21 protein-coding genes are annotated in these 22,731 nt (G+C 68.5%); 7 read left to right on the forward strand and 14 right to left on the reverse strand.

The features are described from left to right. Positions 1-17: 17 nt before the first annotated feature. Positions 18-599 (reverse strand): aminoacyl-tRNA hydrolase, encoded by a 582-nt coding sequence (pth, locus tag IT779_RS07325; protein WP_196148373.1) that lies wholly within the window; start codon positions 597-599, stop codon positions 18-20. Positions 600-610: 11 nt separating this feature from the next. Then, the gene (locus IT779_RS07330) at positions 611-1,213 is read right to left on the reverse strand and encodes a 50S ribosomal protein L25/general stress protein Ctc (RefSeq protein WP_196148374.1); all 603 of its coding nucleotides are present in this window, start codon (positions 1,211-1,213) and stop codon (positions 611-613) included. 318 nt (positions 1,214-1,531) lie between these two features. Here IT779_RS07330 and IT779_RS07335 point away from each other — a divergent pair, with 318 nt between their 5' ends. Then, positions 1,532-3,172, forward strand: coding sequence for a peptide chain release factor 3 (locus tag IT779_RS07335; RefSeq protein WP_196148375.1), 1,641 nt, complete (start codon positions 1,532-1,534; stop codon positions 3,170-3,172). A 3-nt stretch (positions 3,173-3,175) separates the two neighbouring features. Here the strand turns inward: IT779_RS07335 and IT779_RS07340 are convergent, their stop codons facing one another. Further along, a complete protein-coding gene (locus IT779_RS07340) occupies positions 3,176-3,688 on the reverse strand; it encodes a nuclear transport factor 2 family protein (protein ID WP_196148569.1) in 513 nt (170 codons plus the stop codon). A 266-nt stretch (positions 3,689-3,954) separates the two neighbouring features. Beyond that, complete coding sequence (locus IT779_RS37530) at positions 3,955-4,839, reverse strand: Abi-alpha family protein (RefSeq protein WP_332838699.1); 885 nt, start codon at positions 4,837-4,839, stop codon at positions 3,955-3,957. A 294-nt stretch (positions 4,840-5,133) separates the two neighbouring features. Between IT779_RS37530 and IT779_RS07350 the strand changes: the two genes are divergently transcribed. Together IT779_RS07350 and IT779_RS07355 are read left to right on the forward strand one after the other, a co-directional pair. Continuing rightward, positions 5,134-6,456: a DUF445 domain-containing protein gene (locus tag IT779_RS07350; protein WP_196148376.1), complete on the forward strand. Its 1,323-nt coding sequence runs from the start codon at positions 5,134-5,136 to the stop codon at positions 6,454-6,456. After that, positions 6,447-7,349: an Abi-alpha family protein gene (locus IT779_RS07355; RefSeq protein ID WP_196148377.1), complete on the forward strand. Its 903-nt coding sequence runs from the start codon at positions 6,447-6,449 to the stop codon at positions 7,347-7,349. The genes IT779_RS07350 and IT779_RS07355 overlap by 10 nt, the downstream gene beginning before the upstream one ends. Positions 7,350-7,466: 117 nt before the next feature. On the opposite strand, the gene IT779_RS07360 is transcribed toward IT779_RS07355, so the two are convergent. Both IT779_RS07360 and IT779_RS07365 read right to left on the reverse strand, forming a co-directional pair. Then, entirely contained in the window at positions 7,467-9,257 is a 1,791-nt protein-coding gene (locus tag IT779_RS07360) for an ABC-F family ATP-binding cassette domain-containing protein (RefSeq protein WP_196148378.1), read from the reverse strand. 227 nt (positions 9,258-9,484) lie between these two features. After that, entirely contained in the window at positions 9,485-10,420 is a 936-nt protein-coding gene (locus IT779_RS07365; RefSeq protein WP_196148379.1) for a 4-(cytidine 5'-diphospho)-2-C-methyl-D-erythritol kinase, read from the reverse strand. A gap of 155 nt (positions 10,421-10,575) precedes the next feature. Between IT779_RS07365 and IT779_RS07370 the strand changes: the two genes are divergently transcribed. Together IT779_RS07370 and IT779_RS07375 are read left to right on the forward strand one after the other, a co-directional pair. Further along, on the forward strand, positions 10,576-10,782 hold the full coding sequence (locus IT779_RS07370) for a heavy-metal-associated domain-containing protein (protein WP_196148380.1): 207 nt from the start codon (positions 10,576-10,578) through the stop codon (positions 10,780-10,782). Then, complete coding sequence (locus IT779_RS07375; protein WP_196148381.1) at positions 10,782-11,663, forward strand: hypothetical protein; 882 nt, start codon at positions 10,782-10,784, stop codon at positions 11,661-11,663. The genes IT779_RS07370 and IT779_RS07375 overlap by 1 nt, the downstream gene beginning before the upstream one ends. A 399-nt stretch (positions 11,664-12,062) precedes the next feature. Here IT779_RS07375 and rsmA read toward each other — a convergent pair whose 3' ends face one another. The 3 genes from rsmA to IT779_RS07390 form a co-directional block, all read right to left on the reverse strand. Further along, positions 12,063-12,941: a 16S rRNA (adenine(1518)-N(6)/adenine(1519)-N(6))-dimethyltransferase RsmA gene (gene rsmA / locus IT779_RS07380; protein ID WP_196148571.1), complete on the reverse strand. Its 879-nt coding sequence runs from the start codon at positions 12,939-12,941 to the stop codon at positions 12,063-12,065. Positions 12,942-13,040: 99 nt separating this feature from the next. After that, entirely contained in the window at positions 13,041-14,168 is a 1,128-nt protein-coding gene (locus IT779_RS07385; RefSeq protein WP_196148382.1) for a resuscitation-promoting factor, read from the reverse strand. 176 nt (positions 14,169-14,344) lie between these two features. Next, entirely contained in the window at positions 14,345-15,172 is an 828-nt protein-coding gene (locus IT779_RS07390; RefSeq protein WP_196148383.1) for a TatD family hydrolase, read from the reverse strand. Between the two features lie 83 nt (positions 15,173-15,255). On the opposite strand from IT779_RS07390, the gene metG reads away from it, so the two are divergent. Next, positions 15,256-16,842, forward strand: a complete 1,587-nt coding sequence (metG, locus tag IT779_RS07395) for a methionine--tRNA ligase (protein WP_196148384.1) — start codon at positions 15,256-15,258, stop codon at positions 16,840-16,842. 42 nt (positions 16,843-16,884) lie between these two features. On the opposite strand, the gene IT779_RS07400 is transcribed toward metG, so the two are convergent. Together IT779_RS07400 and rsmI are read right to left on the reverse strand one after the other, a co-directional pair. Next, the gene (locus IT779_RS07400; RefSeq protein ID WP_196148385.1) at positions 16,885-17,637 is read right to left on the reverse strand and encodes an isocitrate lyase/PEP mutase family protein; all 753 of its coding nucleotides are present in this window, start codon (positions 17,635-17,637) and stop codon (positions 16,885-16,887) included. Positions 17,638-17,777: 140 nt separating this feature from the next. Next, on the reverse strand, positions 17,778-18,614 hold the full coding sequence (gene rsmI, locus IT779_RS07405; RefSeq protein ID WP_196148572.1) for a 16S rRNA (cytidine(1402)-2'-O)-methyltransferase: 837 nt from the start codon (positions 18,612-18,614) through the stop codon (positions 17,778-17,780). 688 nt (positions 18,615-19,302) lie between these two features. Between rsmI and IT779_RS07410 the strand changes: the two genes are divergently transcribed. Beyond that, a complete protein-coding gene (locus IT779_RS07410; protein ID WP_196148573.1) occupies positions 19,303-20,817 on the forward strand; it encodes a dolichyl-phosphate-mannose--protein mannosyltransferase in 1,515 nt (504 codons plus the stop codon). A gap of 69 nt (positions 20,818-20,886) precedes the next feature. On the opposite strand, the gene IT779_RS07415 is transcribed toward IT779_RS07410, so the two are convergent. The 3 genes from IT779_RS07415 to IT779_RS07425 are packed head-to-tail and all read right to left on the reverse strand — an operon-like array spanning position 20,887 to position 22,730. Beyond that, positions 20,887-21,051, reverse strand: a complete 165-nt coding sequence (locus tag IT779_RS07415) for a hypothetical protein (protein WP_196148386.1) — start codon at positions 21,049-21,051, stop codon at positions 20,887-20,889. Between the two features lie 18 nt (positions 21,052-21,069). Next, complete coding sequence (locus tag IT779_RS07420) at positions 21,070-21,432, reverse strand: GntR family transcriptional regulator (protein ID WP_196148387.1); 363 nt, start codon at positions 21,430-21,432, stop codon at positions 21,070-21,072. Positions 21,433-21,437: 5 nt separating this feature from the next. After that, a complete protein-coding gene (locus tag IT779_RS07425; RefSeq protein WP_232541477.1) occupies positions 21,438-22,730 on the reverse strand; it encodes an arginine deiminase in 1,293 nt (430 codons plus the stop codon). Between the last annotated feature and the right edge of the window lies 1 nt (position 22,731).

Consider the following 22,731-nt stretch of genomic DNA (forward strand, 5'->3'; position numbering starts at 1 on the left):
TCGGTGGCCGAGGTCACTCAGTGCAGGCGGTTCTGCGCCGGTTCCAGACCGACCTTCAGCAGCAGTTCCACGGCGTCGGCGGCTTGTTCGACGATCACCGGAACCTCTTTGCGTTCCGGGGTCGAGAAGGGTTTCAGGACGTAATCGGCGGGATCCTGGCGACCGGGCGGCCGACCGATCCCGAGTCGGACCCGGAGATAGTCCTTGGTGGTCAGCGCGCTGGAAATCGAACGCAGGCCGTTGTGACCGCCTTCGCCGCCGCCGCGTTTGAGTTTGATCTCCCCGAAGGGCAGGTCGAGTTCGTCGTGGACGACGATGACCTCGGTGGCGGGCACCGAGAAGAACTTCGCCAGCGCCGCGACGGGGCGACCGGACAGATTCATGAACGACCGGGGTTTGGCGAGCAGCACCTGACGCCCGTCGAGACGGGCTTGCAGCAGGTCGGCGCCGGATTTCTTGTGCACGGTGAAACGACCGCCGACGCGCTCGGCGAGCACGTCGGCGACCAGGAAACCGATATTGTGCCGGGTGCGTTCGTATTCGGAACCGGGATTACCCAGTCCGACCACGAGCGCGGGGCCGGTCACGGAGTCCGTCATGGAGACGAAGGTTATTCGGCGGCCTCGGCGGCCTCGCCCGCACCCTCGGCCGAGGCCTCGGGCTCGGCGGCGGGCGCGACGATGACGTTGACGATCAGGGTTTCGGCGTCGACGGCCAGGGTGACGCCCGCGGGCAGGGTGGCCTGGCCCGCGGTGAACTGGGTGCCCGGCTCGGCGCCTTCGATGGAGATCTCGATGGACTCGGGCAGGTTCAGCGCGTCGGCCTCGATGGAGATGGTGGTGGTTTCCTGGGTGACCAGGGTGCCGGAGGCGGCCTCACCGGTGACGTTGACGGGCACGTCGGCGGTGACCTTCTCGCCGCGCTTGACCACGAGCAGGTCGGCGTGCTCGATGTAGCGGCGGATCGGGTGCACCACAACGGATTTGGTGAGCGCGAGCTGCTGCTGGCCGTCGATGACGAGATTGAGCACCGCGTTGGTGCCGTGCTCGCGCAGGATGGCGGCGAACGCCTGGGCGTTCAGCGACAGGTGCCTCGGATCGGACTGGTGGCCGTACAGCACGGCGGGAACATTGCCTGCACGACGGGTGCGACGGGCGGCGCCTTTACCGAACTCGGTGCGTACGGCGGCTTCGAGTACGTTGACGTCGGACATGACTGGATCTACTCCTACGGCTCATCCGGGCTGTGGTCTGCCAGCGATCCTCGGCAGCGGAAAGCTGTTGCCGAAACACTGGCGCGGTGGTCTACTCGTCGGGCGAAGACCGAACGGGGACGGCCGGACAGCCGAGCCGCGTCGATCACGGTGAACGCACAAGGTCTGCGGTCACCCTCGCCGAGACAACCCGAACACCATACCCCAGCGCGGCGACCCGCTTCGAACCGGGTGGTCAGCGGCACAGCCGCGCGGCGGCCCGCACCCGGTCACGTACCCTGGACAGGTTGCCGCCCGGTTGTCGTGAAAGGTTGACTCGTGACCGCCCCTGAGGATGTCGTCGCTCCCACTCCGCGCGGACTGGTCGCCGAGACCGCACGGCGTCGCACGTTCGCGGTCATCTCCCACCCCGACGCGGGCAAGTCGACGCTCACCGAGGCGCTCGCGCTGCACGCGCGGATGATCTCCGAGGCGGGCGCCATCCACGGCAAGGCCGGACGCAAGTCGACGGTCTCGGACTGGATGGAGATGGAGAAGGCGAGGGGCATCTCGGTCAGCTCCACCGCCTTGCAGTTCAACTACCGCGCGGCGGGCGCCGACACCGACACCGTCATCAACCTGGTCGACACCCCCGGCCACTCGGATTTCTCCGAGGACACCTACCGGGTGCTCACCGCCGTCGACGCGGCGGTGATGCTGATCGACGCGGCCAAGGGCCTCGAACCGCAGACGTTGAAGCTGTTCCAGGTGTGCCGCCACCGCGGCATCCCGGTGATCACCGTGATCAACAAGTGGGACCGGCCCGGCCGCGCGCCGCTGGAACTGCTCGACGAGATCAACGAGCGCATCGGCCTGATTCCGACGCCGCTGTTCCTCCCGGTCGGCATCGCGGGCGATTTCCGCGGCCTGCTGCGCCGCGGCGAGGACGGCGCGGCCACCGAGTACATCCATTTCACCCGCACGGCGGGCGGCGCGACCATCGCGCCGGAGGAATCGCTGCGTCCCGAGCAGGCCGAGGCGCGCGAGGGCGAGGCGTGGGCCACCGCCGCCGAGGAGAGCGAACTGCTGTCGGCGACCGGTCAGGACCACGATCAGGAACTGTTCCTCGCGGGGCAGACCTCACCTGTCATCTACGCCTCCGCCATGCTGAACTTCGGCGTCCGGCAACTGCTCGAGACCTTGGTCGCACTGGCGCCGCCGCCCGCCGCGCGCCTTGACGTGGAAGGCCGGTCGCGCGAGACAACGGCCCCGTTCAGCGCGGTGGTGTTCAAGGTGCAGGCAGGCATGGACACCGCGCACCGCGACCGACTGGCGTTCATGCGGATCGTGTCGGGGGAATTCGAACGCGGCATGGTGGTCACGCACGCGCAGACCGGGCGCCCCTTCGCCACCAAATACGCGCTGACGGTCTTCGGCCGGGAGCGTTCCACCGTGGACACCGCCTATCCGGGCGATGTGGTCGGCCTGGTGAACGCCACCGCGCTCGCCCCCGGTCACACCCTGTTCGTGGACAAGAAGGTGGAGTACCCGCCCATCCCGTCGTTCGCGCCGGAGCATTTCGCCGCGCTGCGTGCGCAGAGCGCGGGCAAGTACAAGCAGTTCCGCAAGGCCATCGACCAGCTCGACTCCGAGGGCGTGGTACAGGTGCTGCGCAACGACGCGCGCGGTGACGCATCCCCGGTGCTGGCCGCCGTCGGACCCATGCAGTTCGAGGTGGTCACGGCCAGGATGCTGGCGGAATTCAATGTCGAGACGACGATGGATTTCCTGGCCTATTCGCTGGCGCGGCGCACCGACGCGGAATCGGCGGCCGAACTCGACCGGCAGCGCGGGGTCGAAGTGTTCACCCGCAGCGACGGGGTGCTGCTCGCGCTGTTCAGCGACAAGTGGCGGTTGCAGTACATCGAGAAGGAACATCCGGCCCTGACCTTGGAACCGCTGGTCGCGACCGCGGACTGACGCTCATTCGGGTTCGCGGCGCACCGGGGTCGTGCCCGGATCCATCTCCACGGGCGCGATGCCGTCCTCGCGGGCGATCAGACCCCAGCGGCTCGAGGTCAGCCGCAGGCTCGGCAGGTCGCTGAGGGAGAGCACCACCTCGTAGGTGCGTTCGTAGCCGGTGTGCGAGATCCGCCAGTTGCCGTCCTCGCAGCGCACGTAGCGGTCGTGGTAGAAGGCCGCGCCGCGCAGCAGCATGTTGTGCGCGGGGATGAGCACGGTGTCGGCGAGGTACCAGGTGCCGCTCGCGGTGTCGCCGTCGATGTCGACCTCGGGGTGGTCGCAGCGGTGTTCGGTGATGACGTGCGGCCCGAGGGTGTTGCGCATGAAGGCGAGGAAGGCGTCGCGCGATTCGAATTGCAGATATTCGCTGTAGGTCGCGGTCGCCTCGGGAATCATCGTGTCGGCGAACTCGTCCCATGATTTCGTGTCGAGGGTGCGCAGGTAACGAAATTTGAGCCTGCTGATCGCGGTCATGTCGTCGACGTCGCGGTCGTCACGCCGCGGCGGGGCCGAATGTACGCGCGGATCGTCCTCGGCGGCGTCGCGAGCGTCGTCGGGCACGGTCGGACCGACCTCGACCCCGTCGTCCAGCTCCTGTTCGGCGGTGTGCACGCCGGGGTCGCCACGCTCCCGACCACCGTTGTCCTGGTCCATGGTTCCAACAATCCCATCCGCGCGGACCGCGCTTCGCGAATGCGGAAGATTTGTATCAGATCGCTATAACCCTCGCCGGGGGGAATTCAGTTCCCGATGGTGAAGCAGGTGCGGCAGAAATCCTCGCCGAACTCGGTAAGGCGCAGACTCTTGCGGACGATCTTGGGCGCGCGACCGGCCTTCTTCAGCGCCGCCTCGACCACCGGCTGCACCTCGAGCACCATGTAGCGGCTCAGCACCACCGGATCGTCGGAGGTCAGGGCGAGGCCGAGCCGCTTGAGGTTGATGAGGTAGGGGCGGGCGCGGTCCGGGTAGCGCACGCCGGCCTGCTCGGGCACCGAGGTCAGGTCGCCCTGTACCAATTCGGAACCGATACCGAGCGGACGGTTCGTGCGCACGTCCACCGCGGGCTGCGGACCGTTGAGCGCCATGAAGCGCAGAATGCGGGCTTCGTCGGGGGCGAGTTCGTCGAGGATGCGGTCGTAGGCCGGATGCACGTCCTCGGTGAAGTAGACATCGGCGGAGCGGGCGAGCAGCGCGTCGCCGCGACGGCGCAACTCCTGCGTGGTCGCCGAGCGCAGGTGCGGGCCGATGGCGACCGGTTGCTGCTGACCCGACCCGTTGCCCGCCGGAGTCGGTACGTAACTGACGATTTCGCGCACCGAACCCTCGGTGACGCCGAGGGCGCTGCGCGCGATCGACCGCAGCGCGTTCCCGGTGCGTTCGGCGATATCGGCGGAGGACTCGCCGTCCAGGGCGGCCTTGGTGATCTCCCTGGTGACCTCGTAGGAAGTGTTGACCGCCCACTGACTGCCGCGCACCGCGGTGCCCGCCGCGAGCCCGGCCGCGCGGAACACGCCGCGGATCAACCTGGCCTCATTGCTGATCTGGCGCTGCTCCACATCCGAGCCGCGCTCCACGGAACGGGAACCGGCTCGGGTGATGTCCTGTCCGGTCCTGTCGTCTGTCACGTCTACTCCGATGTATTGCCAAAGTGAACAAGTGAACGAGCGTCTGCCCCCACAGATTATTGTCCGCCAGCCTTCCAGGTGCGCCGAACCACACCTTCCCCAGGGCCGCCGCGCGCGTCCGGCCGCCGCCCATGGTGATCCAGGCCACCGCGCGCACGCGGTATTCGACGCGTGATCCACGGCATCACGGAGCGACACGACCGGACGGCTCACAATGGGGTCCGCGCCGCGACGGGGTGCTAGTTTGGGGTGCCGGTGCGGCGGCGACCACCGGTGTATCGGCAGGAGGATGTCGTGTTAGAGAGCTTTTTCGGAATCCATCCGACGATCCTCCTCGAACTCCTGACAATTCCTCTGTTCACCGGCGTGATCGGCTACATCACCAACTGGACCGGCATCCTCATGCTGTTCAAGCCGATCGCCTTCCACGGTGTCCGCCTGCCCGGTCTGCGAGCCCTTTTCCCGTTCCTGCCCAAACGAATTCAGATACTGCCGCTGCTCAGCTACGACGGACGTATCGGCTGGCAGGGCATCGTTCCCTCGCGCGCCGACAAAATGGCGAGCATCGCCGTCGACAAAGGTCTGGCCAAGCTCGGCAGCGTCGCCGACTTCTATCGCGAACTCGAGCCGGACAAACTCGCCGAACATCTGACCGTTATCGCCGACGCGCAGATCAAGGACATCGTCGAGGAAATCCTGCGGCGCGAGCATCCACAACTCTGGTACAACCTGCCGACCCAGGTGCGCGAGATGGTGCACGCGCGCGTCCGGCAGCAACTCCCCGACATTCTTCGGGAACTGACCGTTGAACTCGGCGCGAATATCGATCAACTGATCGACGTCAAACAAATGGTGATCCGCTACTTTCAGGCCCGCCCGCATCTGTTGAACACCCTGTTCCAGGTGCTCGGCGCCAAGGAACTGCGGTTCATGCAGAACTTCGGCTTCTACTTCGGCGCGCCCATGGGTGTGGTGCTGGTCGCTCTGCTGCACCTGACCGGCTTGTCGACGCTGGTGGTGCTTCCGGTCGGCGGCGTGATCATCGGGTGGGTGGTGAACTGGGTCGGGCTGAACATGATCTTCGCCCCCGCCTACCCCAAGTGGTGGTGCCCGTGGCGGCAGGGACTGCTCATCAAACGCCAGGACGAGATCACCGCGGGCTACGCCGAACTGGTCTCCAGCCAGGTCATCACCGTTGCCAATATCGGCGACGAACTGCTCAACGGCCCGCGCTCGGACCGCACCATGCAGATGCTCGAGGACACCCTGCGCCCGGCCGCCGACCGTGCGCTCGGCCCCGCGCGCTCCGCCGTCAAATTCGTGCTCGGCAGCCGCGAGTACGACAGCCTGCAATCCACCCTCACCACCGAGGCCATGTCCATCGCGCCCATCGCCTTCGCCGATCCCGAGTTCAACGTCCGCCAGGGCAAGCAGATCAACGACTACATCGCCAAACAGATGGCGGCGCTGTCGCCCAACGACTTCGTCGACATGCTCCGTGCCGCCATCAAACAGGACGAATGGCTTCTTTTTCTGCATGGCGGCGTACTCGGACTGTTCGCCGGATACGCTCATATCCTGATCTTCGGAACGGGAGTGGCGACGACATGGCTGTGACGGATGCGGGCGGCGACGACAACGACACCGCCGAATCCTCCGATCCGGTGACCCGTCCCGACACCGAAGGGCCGTCCACCGAACTCAGCCGCAGGCCGGCCGAGGCCGTGGTCGCGGCCCCGAACAAGCGAAGCCGCCCCAGCGCGCTCGACACCGTTCGCGCCGCGACCGGCGTCGCCAAGGTCGCCGTCACGGCGGCGGGCGCGGTCACCGCGTGGAGCGTCGACACCGCGATCGGCGTCGGCGCCACCGTGGTGCGCGGCAGCCTGGCGGGCACACCGACGCGCGAAGTGCTCGCCGAGGCGGAATCGGAGTTCAGGGGCGCGCTGCGCCGCGCGCTCGGATTGCCGTCACCGGCCGCGCGTCCCGAAGCCGACGGGGTGCCGACACTGCGCGAACAGGGCGCGGCGCTGCTGCGGCTCTCGTCGAGCCCGCACGCCGAAGCGCACGAGATCCACCCGGCCTTCGCGCGCATGCTGGCCGACCTCACCCCCGACGAGGCGCGCATCCTGCGTTTCCTGCACATGGACGGCGCGCAGCCCGCGATCGACATCCGCACCGGCCGCCCGCGCGGCATCGGCGCCGAGCGGGTCGTCTCCGGCATCAACCTCATCGGCGAACACGCCGGATTGCGCTTCCCCAACCGGATTTCGCAATACCTGCCCAACCTACGCAGGCTCGGCCTGATCGACAACGCGGGCGAACCGGTCGGGAACCCGAACCGCTACCAGATCCTCGAGGCCCAGCCGCCGGTGCGAGAAGTGCTCAAGCGCTCCGGATTCGGCACCAAGGTGTACTACCGCAGCATCACGCTCACCGAATTCGGCGCGGATTTCGTGCAGACCTGCCTGCCGGTGGTCGTGCCCGACGGCCGAGCCTCGGGAACCAGCTGACCCGTCGAACGCCCCGGCCAGTTCCAGCAGGCACTCCTCTTCTCAGCGCGGATTTCGCGCGGACCAGCCTGCCGACGATCGCGCCCGACAGCCGCGCCCGCAGAACCAGCTGACCCGTCAGGCGCCCTCGGCCAATTCCAGCCAGCGCTCCTCGGCGGTCTCCTTCTCGGCGCGGACCTGTTTGAGTTCGGCGCCGAGGGTCACGAGTTTGTCCGGATCGGTGGCCGCGTCGGCAAGTGCCGCGTGCAGCTTCTGTTCGCGCTCGGTGAGTTTGTCGATGGAGCGCTCGAGTTTCGCGAGTTCCTTGCGCGCGGCCCGGTAGGCGGCGGCATCGGTGGCCGGAGCCGCCGCGGTGTCCTTGGCGGGCGCGGTGACCGTCGCCGCGCGTTTCGCCAGGTACTCGTCGATGCCGCCGGGCAGGTTGGTCAGTTTGCCGTCGCCGAACAGCGCCCAGGTGGAATCGGCGATGCGCTCGATCAGGTAGCGGTCGTGGCTGATGACGACCAGCGTGCCCGCCCAGTTGTCGAGCAGGTCCTCCAACTGCTGGAGGGTATCGATGTCGAGGTCGTTGGTCGGCTCGTCCAGCAGCAGCACGTTCGGTTCCGCCATGAGGATGCGGGTCAGCTGCAGGCGGCGCCGTTCGCCGCCGGACAGGTCCCCGACCGGGGTGCGTTGGCGCGCGGGCGCGAAACCGAGCCGCTCGGCCAACTGACCTGCGGAAATCTCCTTGTCTCCCAACATGATTCGCTGCGCGACCTGCTGCACGGCCTCCAGCACGCGCATATCGGTCGGCAGGTCGTCCAATTCCTGGCGCAGCCAACCGATCTGTACGGTCTGGCCCTGTATCCGCTTGCCCGCGGCCGGTTCCGCGTCGCCCGCGAGCGCGCGCAGCAGTGTGGTCTTGCCCGAACCGTTCACCCCGACCAGGCCGACCCGCTCGCCCGGCGCGAGTCGCCAGGTCAGGTCGTCGACGAGGGTGCGGCCGTCGGGCGTGGCCAGTGTCACGTTCTCGAGTTCGACCACCACCCGCCCGAGCCGTTTGCGGGCGAACGCGGCCAGCGACACGCTGTCGCGCGGCGGCGGCACATCGGCGATGAGCGCCTCGGCCGCCTCGACCCGATAACGCGGCTTCGAGGTGCGTGCCCGCGCGCCGCGGCGCAGCCAGGCCAATTCCTTCCTGGCCAGATTCGCCCGCCGCGACTCGCTCGCGTCGGCCTGCCTGGCGCGTTCGGCCCTGGCGAAGATCCAGTCGCCGTAACCGCCCTCGTAGCTCTCGACCTTGCCGCCGACGACCTCCCAGGTATTCGTGGCAACGGTGTCGAGGAACCAGCGGTCGTGGGTGACGACAACCAACGCGCTGCGCCGCTCCAGCAGGTGCCCGGCCAGCCACTGCACGCCCTCGACGTCGAGGTGGTTGGTCGGTTCGTCCAGGACGAGCAGGTCGAGCTCGCGCACCAGCGCCGCGGCCAGCGCGACGCGGCGGCGCTCACCACCGGACAGATTGTCGACGCCCGCGTCCATGCCGAGGCCGTCGATGCCGATGCCCTCCAGCACCGAGCGGATACGCGGATTCGACGCCCACTCGTGTTCGGCCAGATCGTGGTCGTCGCCGAAACCGCGTCGATCGTCGGCCAGGCCCGCGAGCACCACCGAGCCGACCGTCGCACCCTTCGGCAGCACCCCGCGCTGGGTCACCACCGCCATGCGCAGCCCGTTGACCCGGCTGACCCGCCCCGAATCGGGCGGCTCGAGTCCGGTCAGCACCTCGAGCAGGGTGGTCTTGCCGCCGCCGTTGAGACCGACGACGCCGATGCGCTCACCGGCGTGCACGCCGAGCGATACGCCGTCGAGCAGGGGTTTGACACCGAAGCTCTTGGATACCTGTTCGAGGTTGATCAGGTTGGACATGGATCCTTCCGAAGGTCACGCAGGCGGTGCGATACCTGCCGAGCAAGCCTAGCTCGCGGGTGGAACCCGATATTTCCCCCGGGTTCACCGCTACTCGCGTTCACCGCCACCCGAGCTCAGCGCCACCCGGACCCTGCGCCACCCGAGCTCAGCGCCACCCGGACCCTGCGCCCCCGAGCTCAGCGCCACCCGAGCTCAGGGCAGGCCGAGCTCAGGGCAGGCCGGGTTCAGCGTTTGGCCTGCGGCTCCCCGCCGACCACGCGCGCACCGGGCACCGGACCGCTCGCGGTGCGGACACTGCGCGCCACGCCCGCCCCCGCGAGTTCGGCGGCGACGGCGATGGCGGATTCCTCGCTCTCGCAGAGGAAGGCGCAGGTGGGTCCGGAACCGGAGACCAGTCCGGTGAGCGCGCCCGCGCCGACGCCCGCGCGCAGGGTGCGGCGCAGCTCGGGTTTCAGCGACAGCGCCGCAGCCTGCATGTCGTTGCCGAGCAGCGGCGCAAGCTGTTTCGGGTCACCGGCGGCCAGCGCCTGCATGAGCCGCTGCGGTTCGCCGAGGCGCGGCGGCGCACCGTGCTCGCGCAGATGATCCAGTTCCGCGAAGACCGAAGGGGTGGAAAGTCCGCCCTTGGCGAGGGCGAGCACCCAGTGAAAGGTGTTGCGCGACAATACCGGAAGCAGGCGTTCACCGCGACCGGTGCCGAGCGCGGTGCCGCCGTGCAGGGCGAAGGGGACGTCGCTGCCCAATTCGGCGGCGATCGTGGACAACTCGTCGCGGCTCAGACTCAGATCCCACAGTTCGTTGAGGCCGACCAGCGCGGCGGCGGCGTCGGCGCTGCCGCCTGCCATGCCTCCCGCCACCGGAATGCCCTTGGTGATGGCGATCTCAACCAGCGGGGCGCGGCCCGCGAGATGGGCAAGGCGCACGGCCGCCTTCCACACCAGATTGCCGCGATCGGTGGGCACCTCGGCCGCGCCTTCGCCGCTGACCCGCACCGTCAACGCGCTCGACGGCGCGATGCGGACGTCGTCGCTGAGCGAGAGTGCCTGGAATACGGTTGTCAGATCGTGGTAGCCGTCCGCGCGCAGGTCGCCGACTCCGAGGTGGAGGTTCACCTTCGACGGCGCGCGCACGGTGACGGGGCTTGGGACTACTGACAACACGATGCTCAAGCCTAACCGGTGGGTACGACACCCGCGCCCCCGACGGATGCCATTCACCTGTTGGGCGCGATTCGTTATGGAGCGGCGATCGGCCGCTTGCCAGCTATACCCCTCAGGGGTATGTTGAAGGCATAAGGACTACGAAGGAGTCGACCATGGCCACGTCCACCTACACCGTCAAGGGTATGACCTGCGGCCACTGCGCCGGTTCGGTGCGCGAGGAGATCGGCAGGATCGCGGGGGTGACCGGCGTCGAGGTCGATCTCGACACCGGCGCGGTCCGCGTGGAGAGCACCGCACCGGTCTCCGACGCCGAGATCGCCGCCGCCGTCGACGAGGCGGGCTACGAGGTCGCCGTCTGATGTCGCTCCGGCCGAGATTCGTCGCGGCGGGGGTACTGGTCGCGCTGTTCGGCGTCGCACTCGGCATCGGAGCCCTGGTTGGCGATCCGGACGAGCGTGCGCCGGGCGACACCGGAACACCGGCGGCGAGCGGACTATCCGCCGCCGCGTCCGGCTACCGCCTCACCGATCTGACCGCACCCGCCGCGCCGAATGAGGCAGGCACACTGCGCCTGCGCGTCCTCGGACCCGACGGCGCACCGCTGACCCGCTTCGCCACCCAGCACGAGAAGAAACTACACCTGATCGTGGTCCGCTCGGACACCACCGAGTACCGGCACGCCCATCCGAGGATGGACGCCGACGGACTCTGGTCGGTCGACTGGACCTGGGCGGCTCCCGGCACATATCGCGTCTTCGCCGACTTCGTGCCCGAAACACCCGACTCCCCCGGCGATCTGGTGCTCAGCGAGACGGTCACGGTCACCGGGGATGCGACGCCGCGACCGCTCGCCCCGATCTCCGAGACCGCGAGCGTGGACGGCTACCAGGTGACCCGCCACGGCGAACTCGACACCCGCGGTGGCGAACTGCGATTCACCGTCTCCCGCGGCGGCTTCCCGGTGTCGGATCTGGAACCGTATCTCGGCGCGAACGGCCACCTGGTCGCGCTGCGCGCCGAGGACCTCGCCTACCTGCACGTCCATCCGCAAACCGATGGCAGCCGCGGTCCCGATGTGACTTTTCACGCGAAGGCGCTCGGCGCCGGGCGCTACCGCCTGTATCTGGACTTCGCCCATGGGGGTTCGGTGCACACGGCGGAGTTCACCGTCGATGCCCGAGTACTCACAGATTCATCCACAGGCGGTGACGGAGTTCACACAGGCGGTGGACACCCATGAGCGAACCGAATCGGCCCGTTCGGACGCACGTCGAAATATGCACGCTGAACTGCGCTTTCCCTGAGCGCGATGGCGGCATCACAGCCGAAGACGCTGAATGACGGCAGCTCTCGCGCGAGCATTACCAGCACAAATGAAAAAGTTGACTATTCACACTCGCGCTCGTTATCCACCGGACTTCTCCACAGGTCGGAGACCGTGCAGCACAACGGGAACCGGCGGGTCGAGCCACAGGAAGCCCCCGCCACCGTGTTTCGCCACCGGCAACCGGTCGGCACCACTCGGGTTGCCGCCGAACACCGCCCGAACGTGATCAGGCGTGGCCGCCGATACTAGCGCCGATTCCCGCGAACCCGCAAATCCGGTGCCGACTTTCGGTACCGCACGGGTGCGCGCGGCTCAATCCGTCTGCGCCAGCCGGACGAACGCCGCGGTGTCCAAGGTCTCCCCGCGCGCCGTCGGATCGATGCCCGCCGCGATCAGTCGACGTTCGGCCGCCACCGCCGACCCGGCCCAGCCCGCCAAGGCCGCGCGCAAGGTCTTGCGCCGCTGGGCGAACGCCGCATCGATCACCTCGAACACCCGGCGGCGGAACGGGTCGTCGGTCGGCCACGGCGCGCGGGCGTACCGCTCGATCCTGACCAGACCCGAATCCACCCGAGGCACCGGCCAGAAGACCTGGGTGCCCACCGCGCCCGCCCGGCGCACCGTGCCGAAGAAGCCCGCCTTGACACTGGGCACGCCGTACACCCGATTGCCCGGCTCGGCCGCGAGCCGATCCGCCACCTCGGCCTGCACCATGACCAAAGACGTTGCCAACGTGGGGATCTCGGCGAGCAGATGCAGGAGCACCGGAACCGCCACGTTGTAGGGGAGATTCGCGACCAGCGCCGTCGGGGTTGCGGGCAGATCCGTCGCCGCGATCCGCAGCGCGTCCGCCTCGACCACTTGGAGCCTGCCGACCAGTTCCGGCGCGCGGTCGGAGACCGTCGCGGGCAGGAAACGCGCGAGCAGCGGGTCGATCTCCACCGCGACCACCGAATCCACCACGTCCAGCAGCGCGAGGGTCAGCGAGCCGAGGCCGGGACCGACCTCGAGCACCGTATCCGCGCCACCGACGCCTGCCGCGGCGACGATGCGCCGCACGGTGTTGGCGTCGTGGACGAAGTTCTGCCCGAGCTGTTTGGTGGGTCGGATGCCGAACCGCTCGGCCAGCGTCCGCACCTCGGCGGGGCCGAGCAGCGCCGCACCGCCCCTGGTAGCGCCGGGACCGCGCACGGAGTTATCGGGTTCGGACACCGGACGAACCTATCAAGCCTCGAATACGGCACGGCACCGACTCGTACCCCGAACCGACGCGACGCACCGGTTCGATGCTCAACCGAGCCCGAGTCGACTCGTGCAGGCGGGCCACGCGCCCCAGCCCTGCCTGGCTCGAGTGACCTCGGCGATCGCGATCTGCTCCTCGCGGGTGGCCAGATCGGCGCGCGGCGCGTACCGCGTACCGCCCTGCCGCTCCCAGGTGCTCTGGTCGAATTGGATGCCGCCGTAATACCCGTTGCCGGTGTTGATGGCCCAGTTGCCGGTGGATTCGCAGCGGGCAAGCGCGTCCCAGATCGCGCCGTCGCGCACCGGCGGCACCTCGGTGCCCGGCTTCGCGCCCTTGCGGACCGTCTTGGGCTGGGCGGGCGTGGTGACCGTGCTCGCGACCGGCTCGCGGGCGATCTCCTGACCGTTGAGCACGGTGACGGCGAAGGTGACGTCCTGCACACCCGGCGCGCCCGTGCTCTCCACCACGCTGCGGCTCATGTTCATGGTGACGTCCTCGATGACGTTCTCCGGCGGGTCGAGCGGCATGGTCTCGACGCGCTTCTCCACCCGCTTGCGGGTGACGACCACCTTGATGCCGTCGGTGAGCGGCGTTTCGGCGGCCGGTTCGACGCTGTCCTGCTCGATCAGCGGGATGCCCGCCGTCTTCAGGAACTCGCCGACCGTCGGCGCGGCCAATCGGACGTCGACGAAGGCGCCGATACCGTCGAGCAGGGACACCGTGCGGGCGGTGGAGACCTGCAGGGCCGCACCGATCAGCGGGATCCGCTGGTCGCGGCCGGGCGAGACGAAGGTGTCGGCGGGGATCTTCAGCTGTTCGAGCGCTTCGCCCGCGGTGATGCCGGTGGTCCACACCTTGCGCTGGGCGCCGTCGATCGTGAGGGTGATCTCGCGCGCCCGGTTGAAGACGATGGTCGCGCCGTCGACCAGCGCCGTGGCGGGCGTCGGCCGCACGAGGTCGCGATCGGTGACGTAGAGCCCAGCGGCGCGCAGCACGCCCGCGACATTGCGCGACATGGTGGTCTGGGTGGATTGCTCGCCGTCGACCACGACCGTGACCGTCTTGCGGTTCACGATCGCCATCGCCGCGCCCACGATCAACGTGATCAACAACATCGCGACCGCCGCGTAGAGCAGCGGCGATCGGGACTGGTTGATACGCACGAAGTGGGACATGGTCACAGCACGATAACGAAGCGGTACGGGCTCGACAAGCCGTACGGGCGGGAACGGCGTCATTTCATATCACGAACAGATCTCGATGCCGCAGGTAAATCACGGAATAGCAGCGTCGAGTGACCTATCCCACAATTTGTGTATCGGAAGATCATCGGGGTTACGCGCGTGCGCGGTCAGATTCCGTAGACCCGCCTCGCGTTCGCCGTCGTGATCCGCGCGAGTTCCACCGGATCCTGATTCCGCAATTCCGCCAGCGCGCGCACGGTGTACGGCAGGCAATACGGCTCGTTCGGCGCGCCGCGGAACGGATGCGGGGTCAGATACGGCGCGTCGGTCTCCACCAGGATCTGGTCGTCGGGCACCACCTGAGCCGCCTCGCGCAGATCGTGCGCGTTCTTGAAGCTCACCGTGCCCGAGAAACTCAGCACATAGCCCTCGTCGACGCACGACAACGCCATATTGGTGTCGGAGGAGAAGCAGTGGAAGATCACCTTCGACGGCGCGCCCTCGTCGAGCAGCACCGTCAGCAGGTCGTGGTCGGCCTCGCGGTTGTGGATCATCAGCGGCTTGCGCACCCGCTTGGCCAGGTCGATATGCCAGCGGAACCCCTCGATCTGGGTCTCGATATCCGCGCAGCCATCCAGCTTGCCCGGCCAGTAGTAGTCGAGTCCGGTCTCGCCGACCGCCACCACGCGTGGGTCGCCCGCCAACTCCTCCAGCTCCGCCTTCGCCGCGTCGTCGAGGGCGTTCGCGCGGGTCGGGTGCAGGGCGACGGCCGCGTAGACCCGGTGGTCCCAGTGCGCCGCGCGCACCGCCCACCGCGCGGCGGCCAGATCGTCGGCGACCGTCACGATCGTGCCGACGCCGACCGCGGCCGCGCGGTCGACGACCACCGCGACCGAATCGGCGTCGCTCGCGCCGCAGGAGTCGAGATGGGTGTGCGCGTCCACCAGCGGCGTGAGCGGTTCGGGCGGCGCGGGGGCCTCCCGCTTCGCGCTCACCGGCCCGCCTCGGCGACCACGGCGGTTGCCACAGGGATATTCGTTCGAACGACTCGAAGCACGCGCACTACAGTAGACACACCATGAGCGCAGCCGACCGCACAGCACCCACCGGTGCCGAGGCACCAGCCTTCTACATCACCACGGCCATCGCGTACCCCAACGGTGCGCCGCACATCGGGCATGCCTACGAGTACATCTCTTCGGATGCCATCGCCCGGTTCAAGCGGCTCGACGGGTACGACGTGTTCTTCATGACCGGCACCGACGAGCACGGTCAGAAGATGCAGCAGACCGCGGCGGCCGAGGGCATTCCGGTCGAGGAACTGGCGACGCGCAACTCCGACGTGTTCGAGGCGATGGACAAGAGCCTCGACATCTCCTTCGACCGCTTCATCCGCACCACCGACGAGGACCACCAGCGCGCGAGTTTCGCGATCTGGGAGCGGATGCTCGCCAACGGCGACATCTACCTCGGGAACTACTCGGGCTGGTATTCGGTGCGCGACGAGGCGTTCTACACCGACGAGGAGACTACCCTCCTCGACGACGGTTCCCGGATCTCGACCGAATCGAAGACGCCGGTGGTGTGGACCGAGGAGTCCAACTACTTCTTCCGCCTATCCGCCTACCAGGACAAGCTGCTCGCGCTCTACGAGGAGCATCCGGAATTCATCGCGCCCGCAACGCGGCGCAACGAAATCGTCAGTTACGTCAAAGCGGGACTGAAGGATCTGTCGATCTCCCGCACCACCTTCGACTGGGGTGTGCCGGTGCCTGACCACCCCGATCACGTCATGTACGTGTGGGTGGACGCGCTCACCAACTACCTCACCGGCGTCGGTTTCCCCGACACGGAATCGGCCGCCTTCCGGAAATACTGGCCCGCCGATGTGCACATCATCGGTAAGGACATCACCCGTTTCCACACCGTCTACTGGCCCGCGTTCCTGCTGTCGGCGGGCGTGGAATTGCCGAAACGCGTTTTCGTGCACGGCTTCCTGTACAACAAGGGCGAGAAGATGTCGAAGTCGGTCGGCAATGTCGTCGACCCGCTCGCGCTGGTCGAGACGTACGGATTGGACGCGCTGCGTTTCTTCCTCCTGCGCGAGATCTCCTACGGCCAGGACGGCAGCTACAGCCACGAGGCCATCGTCGGCCGCATCAATGCCGACCTGGCCAACGAATTCGGCAACCTGGTGCAGCGCAGTCTCACGATGGTGAACAAGAATTGCGACGCCGCCGTGCCGACCCCCGGCGAATTCACCCCCGAGGACCGGGAACTGCTCGATCGCGCGGCCGCGCTGCTCGACCGCTGCCGAACCGAATTCGACGGCCAGCAGATCCATCTGGCGTTGGAAGCGCTCTGGCTCACCCTCGGCGAGACCAACCGGTACTTCTCCGCGCAGCAGCCGTGGGCCCTGCGCAAGTCGGGTACCGAGACGGATCTGACGCGCATGGCGACGGTGCTCTACGTCACGCTCGAGGTGGTGCGCATCGTCGCGATCCTGGTGCAGCCGGTAATGCCCGACTCCGCCGCCAAGATCCTCGACCTGCTCGCCCAGCCCGGCCGCACCTTCGCCGACATCGGCACGCCACTGGTGGCGGGCACGCCGCTGCCCGCGCCGGAGCCGGTCTACCCGAGGTACGTTGAACCCAAAGAGGCGTAACGGTTTCCGGCGGGATGCCGCCGGAAACCGATGCCGCCCTTGTTACTTCCAGCGATCGAGCAGGCGGTTGGCCTCCTCGGCCAGCGCGAACTGGAGGTAGGGCCCGAAGCTGACCCGCGCCACACCCTGCGCGGCCAGCGTCGCCTTGTCCGAGAGACCGGGCAGGCCGATCGCGTTGACCGGCAGCGGCAGTTCGGAGGTCAAGCGACGCATATCCGCGTCCTCGTGCCTGCCGACCGGGTACAGCACGTCGGCGCCCGCGGCCGCGGCCAGCTTCAGCCGGGCGATGGCGCGGTCGACGCGGTCGGATTCGTCGCCGTCCTGACGCAGGAACAGGTCGGTGCGGGCATTGACGACCACGTGCACCCCGGCGGCATCGGCGAATTCGCGCAGCCCGCGCACGAAATCGGCGTGCTCCTCCGGTGTGCGCAGACGCTTGCCCTCGCTGTGCACGGTGTCCTCGATATTCAGGCCGACCGCGCCCGCATCGAGCAGCCCCTCGATGAGCTGCGCCGGTTCCAGGCCGTATCCGGATTCGATGTCGACGGACACCGGCGCCTGCACCGCCTCGGTGACCTGCTTCACCCTGGTCAGCAGTTCCAGGAAGGTCATGCCTTCGCCGTCGGCGCGCCCCACCGAGTCCGCGACCGGGTGACTGCCCATCGTCAGGCCCGAAAAGCCCGCCGACACCGCGAGATTCGCCGACCACGCGTCCCAGACCGTTGGCAGGACGGCCGGATCGCCCGGACGGTGGAGTTCGAGAAGTGCCTTGGCCTTGTGCTCCAAAGAGGTCATATCCCGATCATTCCCTACCCGGCGGTCGCCTACGCATCCGCGCGGGCGGCGAGTACATACACCGCGGCGCCGATGTTCATCGACCTACCTCGACCGCACCGGCAGCGAGTACACGCACCCCGCCATCGGTGCTCACCGATCTACTCCACCGCGCGTGCGGCGAGCACGGCGTCGTACAGTTCGCGCCGGGACACGCCCGCCTCGGCCGCGACCTCACCGCACGCGTCCTTGAGCCGCATGCCCTCGGCGGTGCGCAGCTCCACCGCGTCGACCAGATCCGCCGGATCCGCCGAAGCAGGTTCGGCCCCCGCGAGCACCACGGTGATCTCGCCGCGCGCGCCGTCCACCGCCCACGCCGCGAGTTCGCCCAGGCTGCCGCGCACGACCTCCTCGTAGGTCTTGGTCAGTTCGCGGCACACCGCGGCCCGCCGATCGGGACCGAGCACCGCGACCGCGTCGGCCAGGCAGTCCGCCAGCCGGTGCGGCGCCTCGAAGAACACACACGCGCGCTGTTCGTTCGCCAACCCGGCGAGCCAGGTGCGACGCTGCCCCGATTTACGCGGCGCGAACCCGTCGAAGCAGAACCGTTCCACAGGTAGCGCCGACAGCGCCAGCGCCGTGGTCACCGCGGACGGGCCGGGCAAACAGGTGACCGGCAGCTCGCGTTCGACACAGGCCGCCACCATCCGGTAACCGGGATCACTCACCGACGGCATGCCCGCGTCGGTGACCAACAGCACGGTATGCCCGGCCTCGATCTCCTCGAGCAGCACCGGAATGCGCGCGGCCTCGACATGGTCGTAGAAGCTCACCACCCGACCGGAGATCTCCACCCCGAGCGCCTTGGCGAGCGCCCGCGTGCGGCGGGTGTCCTCAGCGGCGACGACCTCAGCGCGCCCCAACGCGTCGCGCAACCGCTGAGAGGCGTCACCGACATCCCCCATCGGAGTCGCCGCGAGCACCAGCCGCCCACGCACCTCCCGATCCGCCTCCCGCGCCACCGCACTCCCATCCGTAGTGGATTCGGCCCGGCCGCTCACCGAACCCGCTGTGCAGCCTAGTTGCGCGCCGCAAGCAGTCGCGCGGCCCACCGCCGTGCTCGTCGACGGTCCACTGCTACACCCGACGCGCAGCCGCTGCGCCATGAGCGCCTCGTGCCGTACCTACCAAGCAGCCCGTCGCCGCAATGACGAGCGGCCGACCACTGCGCACACACCCAACCCATCGCTTCGCTCTACCCTCGCGAGCAGCCGACCATCGCACTCACGAGCAGCCAACCACCGTGCCGACGAGCAGCCACCGCACCCACAAGCAACCCTCCACGGTGTATATGAGCAGGCCCCCGTTGTACTCACGAGCAGCCAACCACTACACCTACGAGCGGTCCATCGCCGCAATGACGTACGGCCGACCACTGTGTACACACCCAACCCATCGCTACCCTCGCGAGCAGCCCATCGCTTCCCCCGCGGGCGGCTCACCGCCGCACTCACAGGCGGCTCACCGCTGTGCGACCGACGGCGCGCGAACGCATACGATCGGAGCGTGACCCAGGTGACCCCACGCGCGACCGCACCGTTCGGGTCCGTGCCATCCTGGTCGAAACCCGCGTGGTCGAGTCCGGCGCCTACGCGCCCGTCCGCCGATTTCGGCCCCCTCGACACCATGCGCGGTTGGCTGGTCACCGGATTTCTGACCCTGATCGCCGCGGTGACGCGGTTCATGCGACTCAACTACCCCACCGAAGCGCGCACGCCCGTTTTCGACGAGAAGCACTACGCGCCGCAGGCGTGGCAGATGGTGACCGGCGGCGGTGTCGAGGACAACCCGGGGTTCGGGCTGGTGGTGCATCCGCCGGTCGGCAAGCAGATGATCGCGATCGGCGAGGCACTGTTCGGCTACAACGGCTGGGGTTGGCGTTTCACGGCGGCGCTCGCGGGCACGGTGCTCGTGCTGCTGGTGATCCGCATCGTGCGGCGGATGGCGCGGTCCACCCTGATCGGCGCGATCGCGGGCATCCTGCTCATCGCGGACGGGCTCACCTTCGTCTCCTCGCGCATCGGCATGCTCGACATCTTCATGGCGTTGTTCGTCACCGCCGCGTTCGGCTGCCTGATCGTCGACCGCGACGAGATGCGGGAGCGTATGGCGCGCGTCGATCTCGAGGGCCGCACGGGGGTCACCGCGTGGGGGCCGCGGTTCGGGGTGCGCTGGTGGCGTTTCGGCGCGGGCGTCCTACTCGGTCTCACCTGCGGCACCAAATGGTCCGGCATCTATTTCGTGGTCGCGTTCGGCCTGCTCAGCGTGTTCTTCGACGTGTCGACGCGCCGCGCGTACGGGGTGCGACGGCCGTGGACCGGCACGATCGTGCGCGATGTGGGTCCCGCGCTGTACGCGTTGATCGTGATCCCGGTCGTGGTCTATCTCGCGAGCTACTGGGCCTGGTTCGCCAGTGAGACCGGCGTGTATCGGTACATGGCGGGCAATCCGTCGGCCCCCGAGGACCCGATCGGCACCGGCGGATTCTGGTCGCATCTCGTCCCCGACGCGCTGCGCTCACTCTGGTACTACAGCGCGCGTTCGATGGAATTCCACACCGAGCTCACCAATTCCGCGGGCAATCACCACCCGTGGGAGTCCAAGCCGTGGACGTGGCCGATGGGGCTGCGGCCGATGCTCTACTACTACGCCGACGGCGGCGTGCGCGGCTGCGGGGAGTCCCAGTGCGTGAAGGCGGTGCTGCTGGTCGGCACGCCAGCGATCTGGTGGATCGCGCTTCCGGTGCTCGCGTGGATGCTGTGGCGCGTCGTGACCAGGCGCGACTGGCGTTATGCCGCGGTGCTCACCGGTTACGCGGCGGGCCTGCTGCCCTGGTTCCTCACCCTTGACCGGCAGATGTACTACTTCTACGCGGTCCCGCTCGCCCCGTTCCTGGTGATGGGCGTCGCGCTGGTACTCGGCGACATACTCGGCCAAGGCACCGATTTCCGAAGACGGCACGAGGACGACGCCTTCCTGGATGGGCCGCCCAGCGAGCGCCGAAGCCTCAACCTGCTGGTCGTCTGCCTCTACCTGGGCGTCGTCGTGGTCAACTTCGCCTGGCTGTGGCCGATTCTCACCGCATTGCCCATCAGCGTCTCGACCTGGCAGAACCACCTGTGGCTGCCCAGTTGGCGCTGAACCTCGAACGCCGCCCGCCAGAGCACCGCTCACCGGAGCGCCGCCGACCCGCACGCTGCCCACCGAAACTCAGCGCGCCTCCAGCGCCGAGCGCACGAAGCGCAGCGCGGTCGCGTCATCGAGCCCGAACCGCAGCATCACGGCCACGTCCTCGGCGGCCATGCGGACGCCGCCAACCACAGCACCGCTGACCCGGACGCTGCCCACTTCAGCGCTGCCCGCTCGAAACGACACGGACACCACCACCGGAACTCAGCGCGCCTCCAGCGCCGAGCGCACGAAGCGCAGCGCGGTCGCGTCGTCGAGTCCGAGCCGCCGGATCGCGGCGACGTACTCCGTGGCCGCGCGACCGGCCGCGTCCGTGGTCGGGTCACCGGAGGAGGCGATGAACGAACCCTGCCTGCCCCTGGTCTCCAGTACACCGTCGGCTTCCAGTTCGCGGTAGGCGCGCGCCACCGTGTTCGGGGCGAGGCCGAGGTCGGCGGCCAGCGCGCGCACCGTGGGGATCTTGGTGCCCGCGGTCAACCGACCCGCGCGCACCATGGCGATGATGGCCTGCCGCAACTGCTCGTACGGCGGCACCGGGGAATCGTGGTCGATCGTCACCGGGAACATGGCGCTCACGTGTCGTCGCGGGCGAGTGGGCAGGACAGGCAGCGCGGTCCGCCTCGGCCCGAACCCAATTCGGATCCGGGGATGGGCAGCACTTCGATACCCGCGTCGCGCAGTCGCGCGTTGGTCATCTCGTTGCGTTCGTAGGCAACGACCACACCGGGCGCCAATGCCAGGGTGTTGTTGCCGTCGTCCCACTGTTCGCGTTCGGCGGTGACCCCGTCCAGGCCGGTGTCGATGACCCGCAGTTTCCCGATGCCCATGGCCTCGGCGGCGGCGGGCAGGAACGGTTCGGGCCCGCGCATGCTCACCCCACCGGAGCCGTGCCGCCCACTGTAGTCGTCCTCGCGGCGAATGGTGAACGCGCTCAACGTGTCACGCATCGCGGAGTACATGACAACAGCATCGGTGTCGACCATGGTGCACACGGTGTCCAGGTGCATGGTGGCGCGACTCTGCGCGATCGGCACGACCAGGACGGTGTGGGCGAGTTCGTCGTCGAACAGGCTGCGCGCGAGCGCTTCCGCGCCCGCGGGCGAGGTGCGCTCACCGACGCCGACCGCGACCACGCCGGGCGCGAGCAGCAGCACGTCACCGCCCTCGATGGGCGCGGTATGGGATTCGTAGGCGCGGCGCACCCCGAGGAAGCGCGGATGGAAGGCGTAGATCAGGTCGGTGAGCGAGGTCTCACGCATGCGGGCGGGCAACGCGAGTGAGGTGATCGCCACTCGCGGCCCGATCCAGAACGAGGAATCCCTGGTGAACAGCAGATTCGGCAGCGGGTCCACGACGAAGTCGCCGCCCTGGTGCATGCGCCGCACCAGCGACGCCGCGTCGGGGGCGAACGGCAGTTCGTCGAAGGTCATGCCTGCCATCAGGATGTCGGCGAGTTCGGGCGCGGGCGTGCCGCGCAGGTAGGCGGCGAGTTCGTCGGCGAGGTGGTGGCCGAGCCTGCGCGCGTCGACGGCGCCGGAGATGCCCTGGACGCGCGCGGCGCCGCTGACCGCGAGCGTCTCGGTGAGCAGGTCGGCGAGCAGCATGACCTCGACGCCGCGTTCGCGCAGCACGCCCGCGAAGATGTCGTGTTCCTGCTGGGCGCGTTCCACCCACGGGATGCCGTCGAAGAGCAGCTGATCGTTGTTGCGCGGGGTCAGTCGGCGCAGTTCGGCGCCGGGGCGGTGTAGCAGGACCGCGCGTAAGGTCGCTACCTCCGAGGTGACTCCGAGGCGTGTGTCCACGCCACCGGACCGGTCGTCGGTCGGATGCGCGCCGTTCCCCCCGGAACCAGTGTCTGCTCCCATG

The organism is Nocardia bovistercoris, from assembly GCF_015674855.1.
Classification (GTDB): Bacteria; Actinomycetota; Actinomycetes; order Mycobacteriales; family Mycobacteriaceae; genus Nocardia; species Nocardia bovistercoris.

Coding starts and splice junctions, on each gene's coding strand:
- pth (WP_196148373.1), bottom strand. CDS start 599: ATGACGGACTCCGTGACCGGCCCCGCGCTCGTGGTCGGACTGGGTAAT.
- IT779_RS07330 (WP_196148374.1), bottom strand. CDS start 1,213: ATGTCCGACGTCAACGTACTCGAAGCCGCCGTACGCACCGAGTTCGGT.
- IT779_RS07340 (WP_196148569.1), bottom strand. CDS start 3,688: ATGACCGCGATCAGCAGGCTCAAATTTCGTTACCTGCGCACCCTCGAC.
- IT779_RS07355 (WP_196148377.1), top strand. CDS start 6,447: ATGGCTGTGACGGATGCGGGCGGCGACGACAACGACACCGCCGAATCC.
- IT779_RS07360 (WP_196148378.1), bottom strand. CDS start 9,257: ATGTCCAACCTGATCAACCTCGAACAGGTATCCAAGAGCTTCGGTGTC.
- IT779_RS07370 (WP_196148380.1), top strand. CDS start 10,576: ATGGCCACGTCCACCTACACCGTCAAGGGTATGACCTGCGGCCACTGC.
- IT779_RS07375 (WP_196148381.1), top strand. CDS start 10,782: ATGTCGCTCCGGCCGAGATTCGTCGCGGCGGGGGTACTGGTCGCGCTG.
- IT779_RS07385 (WP_196148382.1), bottom strand. CDS start 14,168: ATGTCCCACTTCGTGCGTATCAACCAGTCCCGATCGCCGCTGCTCTAC.
- metG (WP_196148384.1), top strand. CDS start 15,256: ATGAGCGCAGCCGACCGCACAGCACCCACCGGTGCCGAGGCACCAGCC.
- IT779_RS07400 (WP_196148385.1), bottom strand. CDS start 17,637: ATGACCTCTTTGGAGCACAAGGCCAAGGCACTTCTCGAACTCCACCGT.
- IT779_RS07410 (WP_196148573.1), top strand. CDS start 19,303: ATGCGCGGTTGGCTGGTCACCGGATTTCTGACCCTGATCGCCGCGGTG.
- IT779_RS07420 (WP_196148387.1), bottom strand. CDS start 21,432: ATGTTCCCGGTGACGATCGACCACGATTCCCCGGTGCCGCCGTACGAG.
- IT779_RS07425 (WP_232541477.1), bottom strand. CDS start 22,730: ATGGGAGCAGACACTGGTTCCGGGGGGAACGGCGCGCATCCGACCGAC.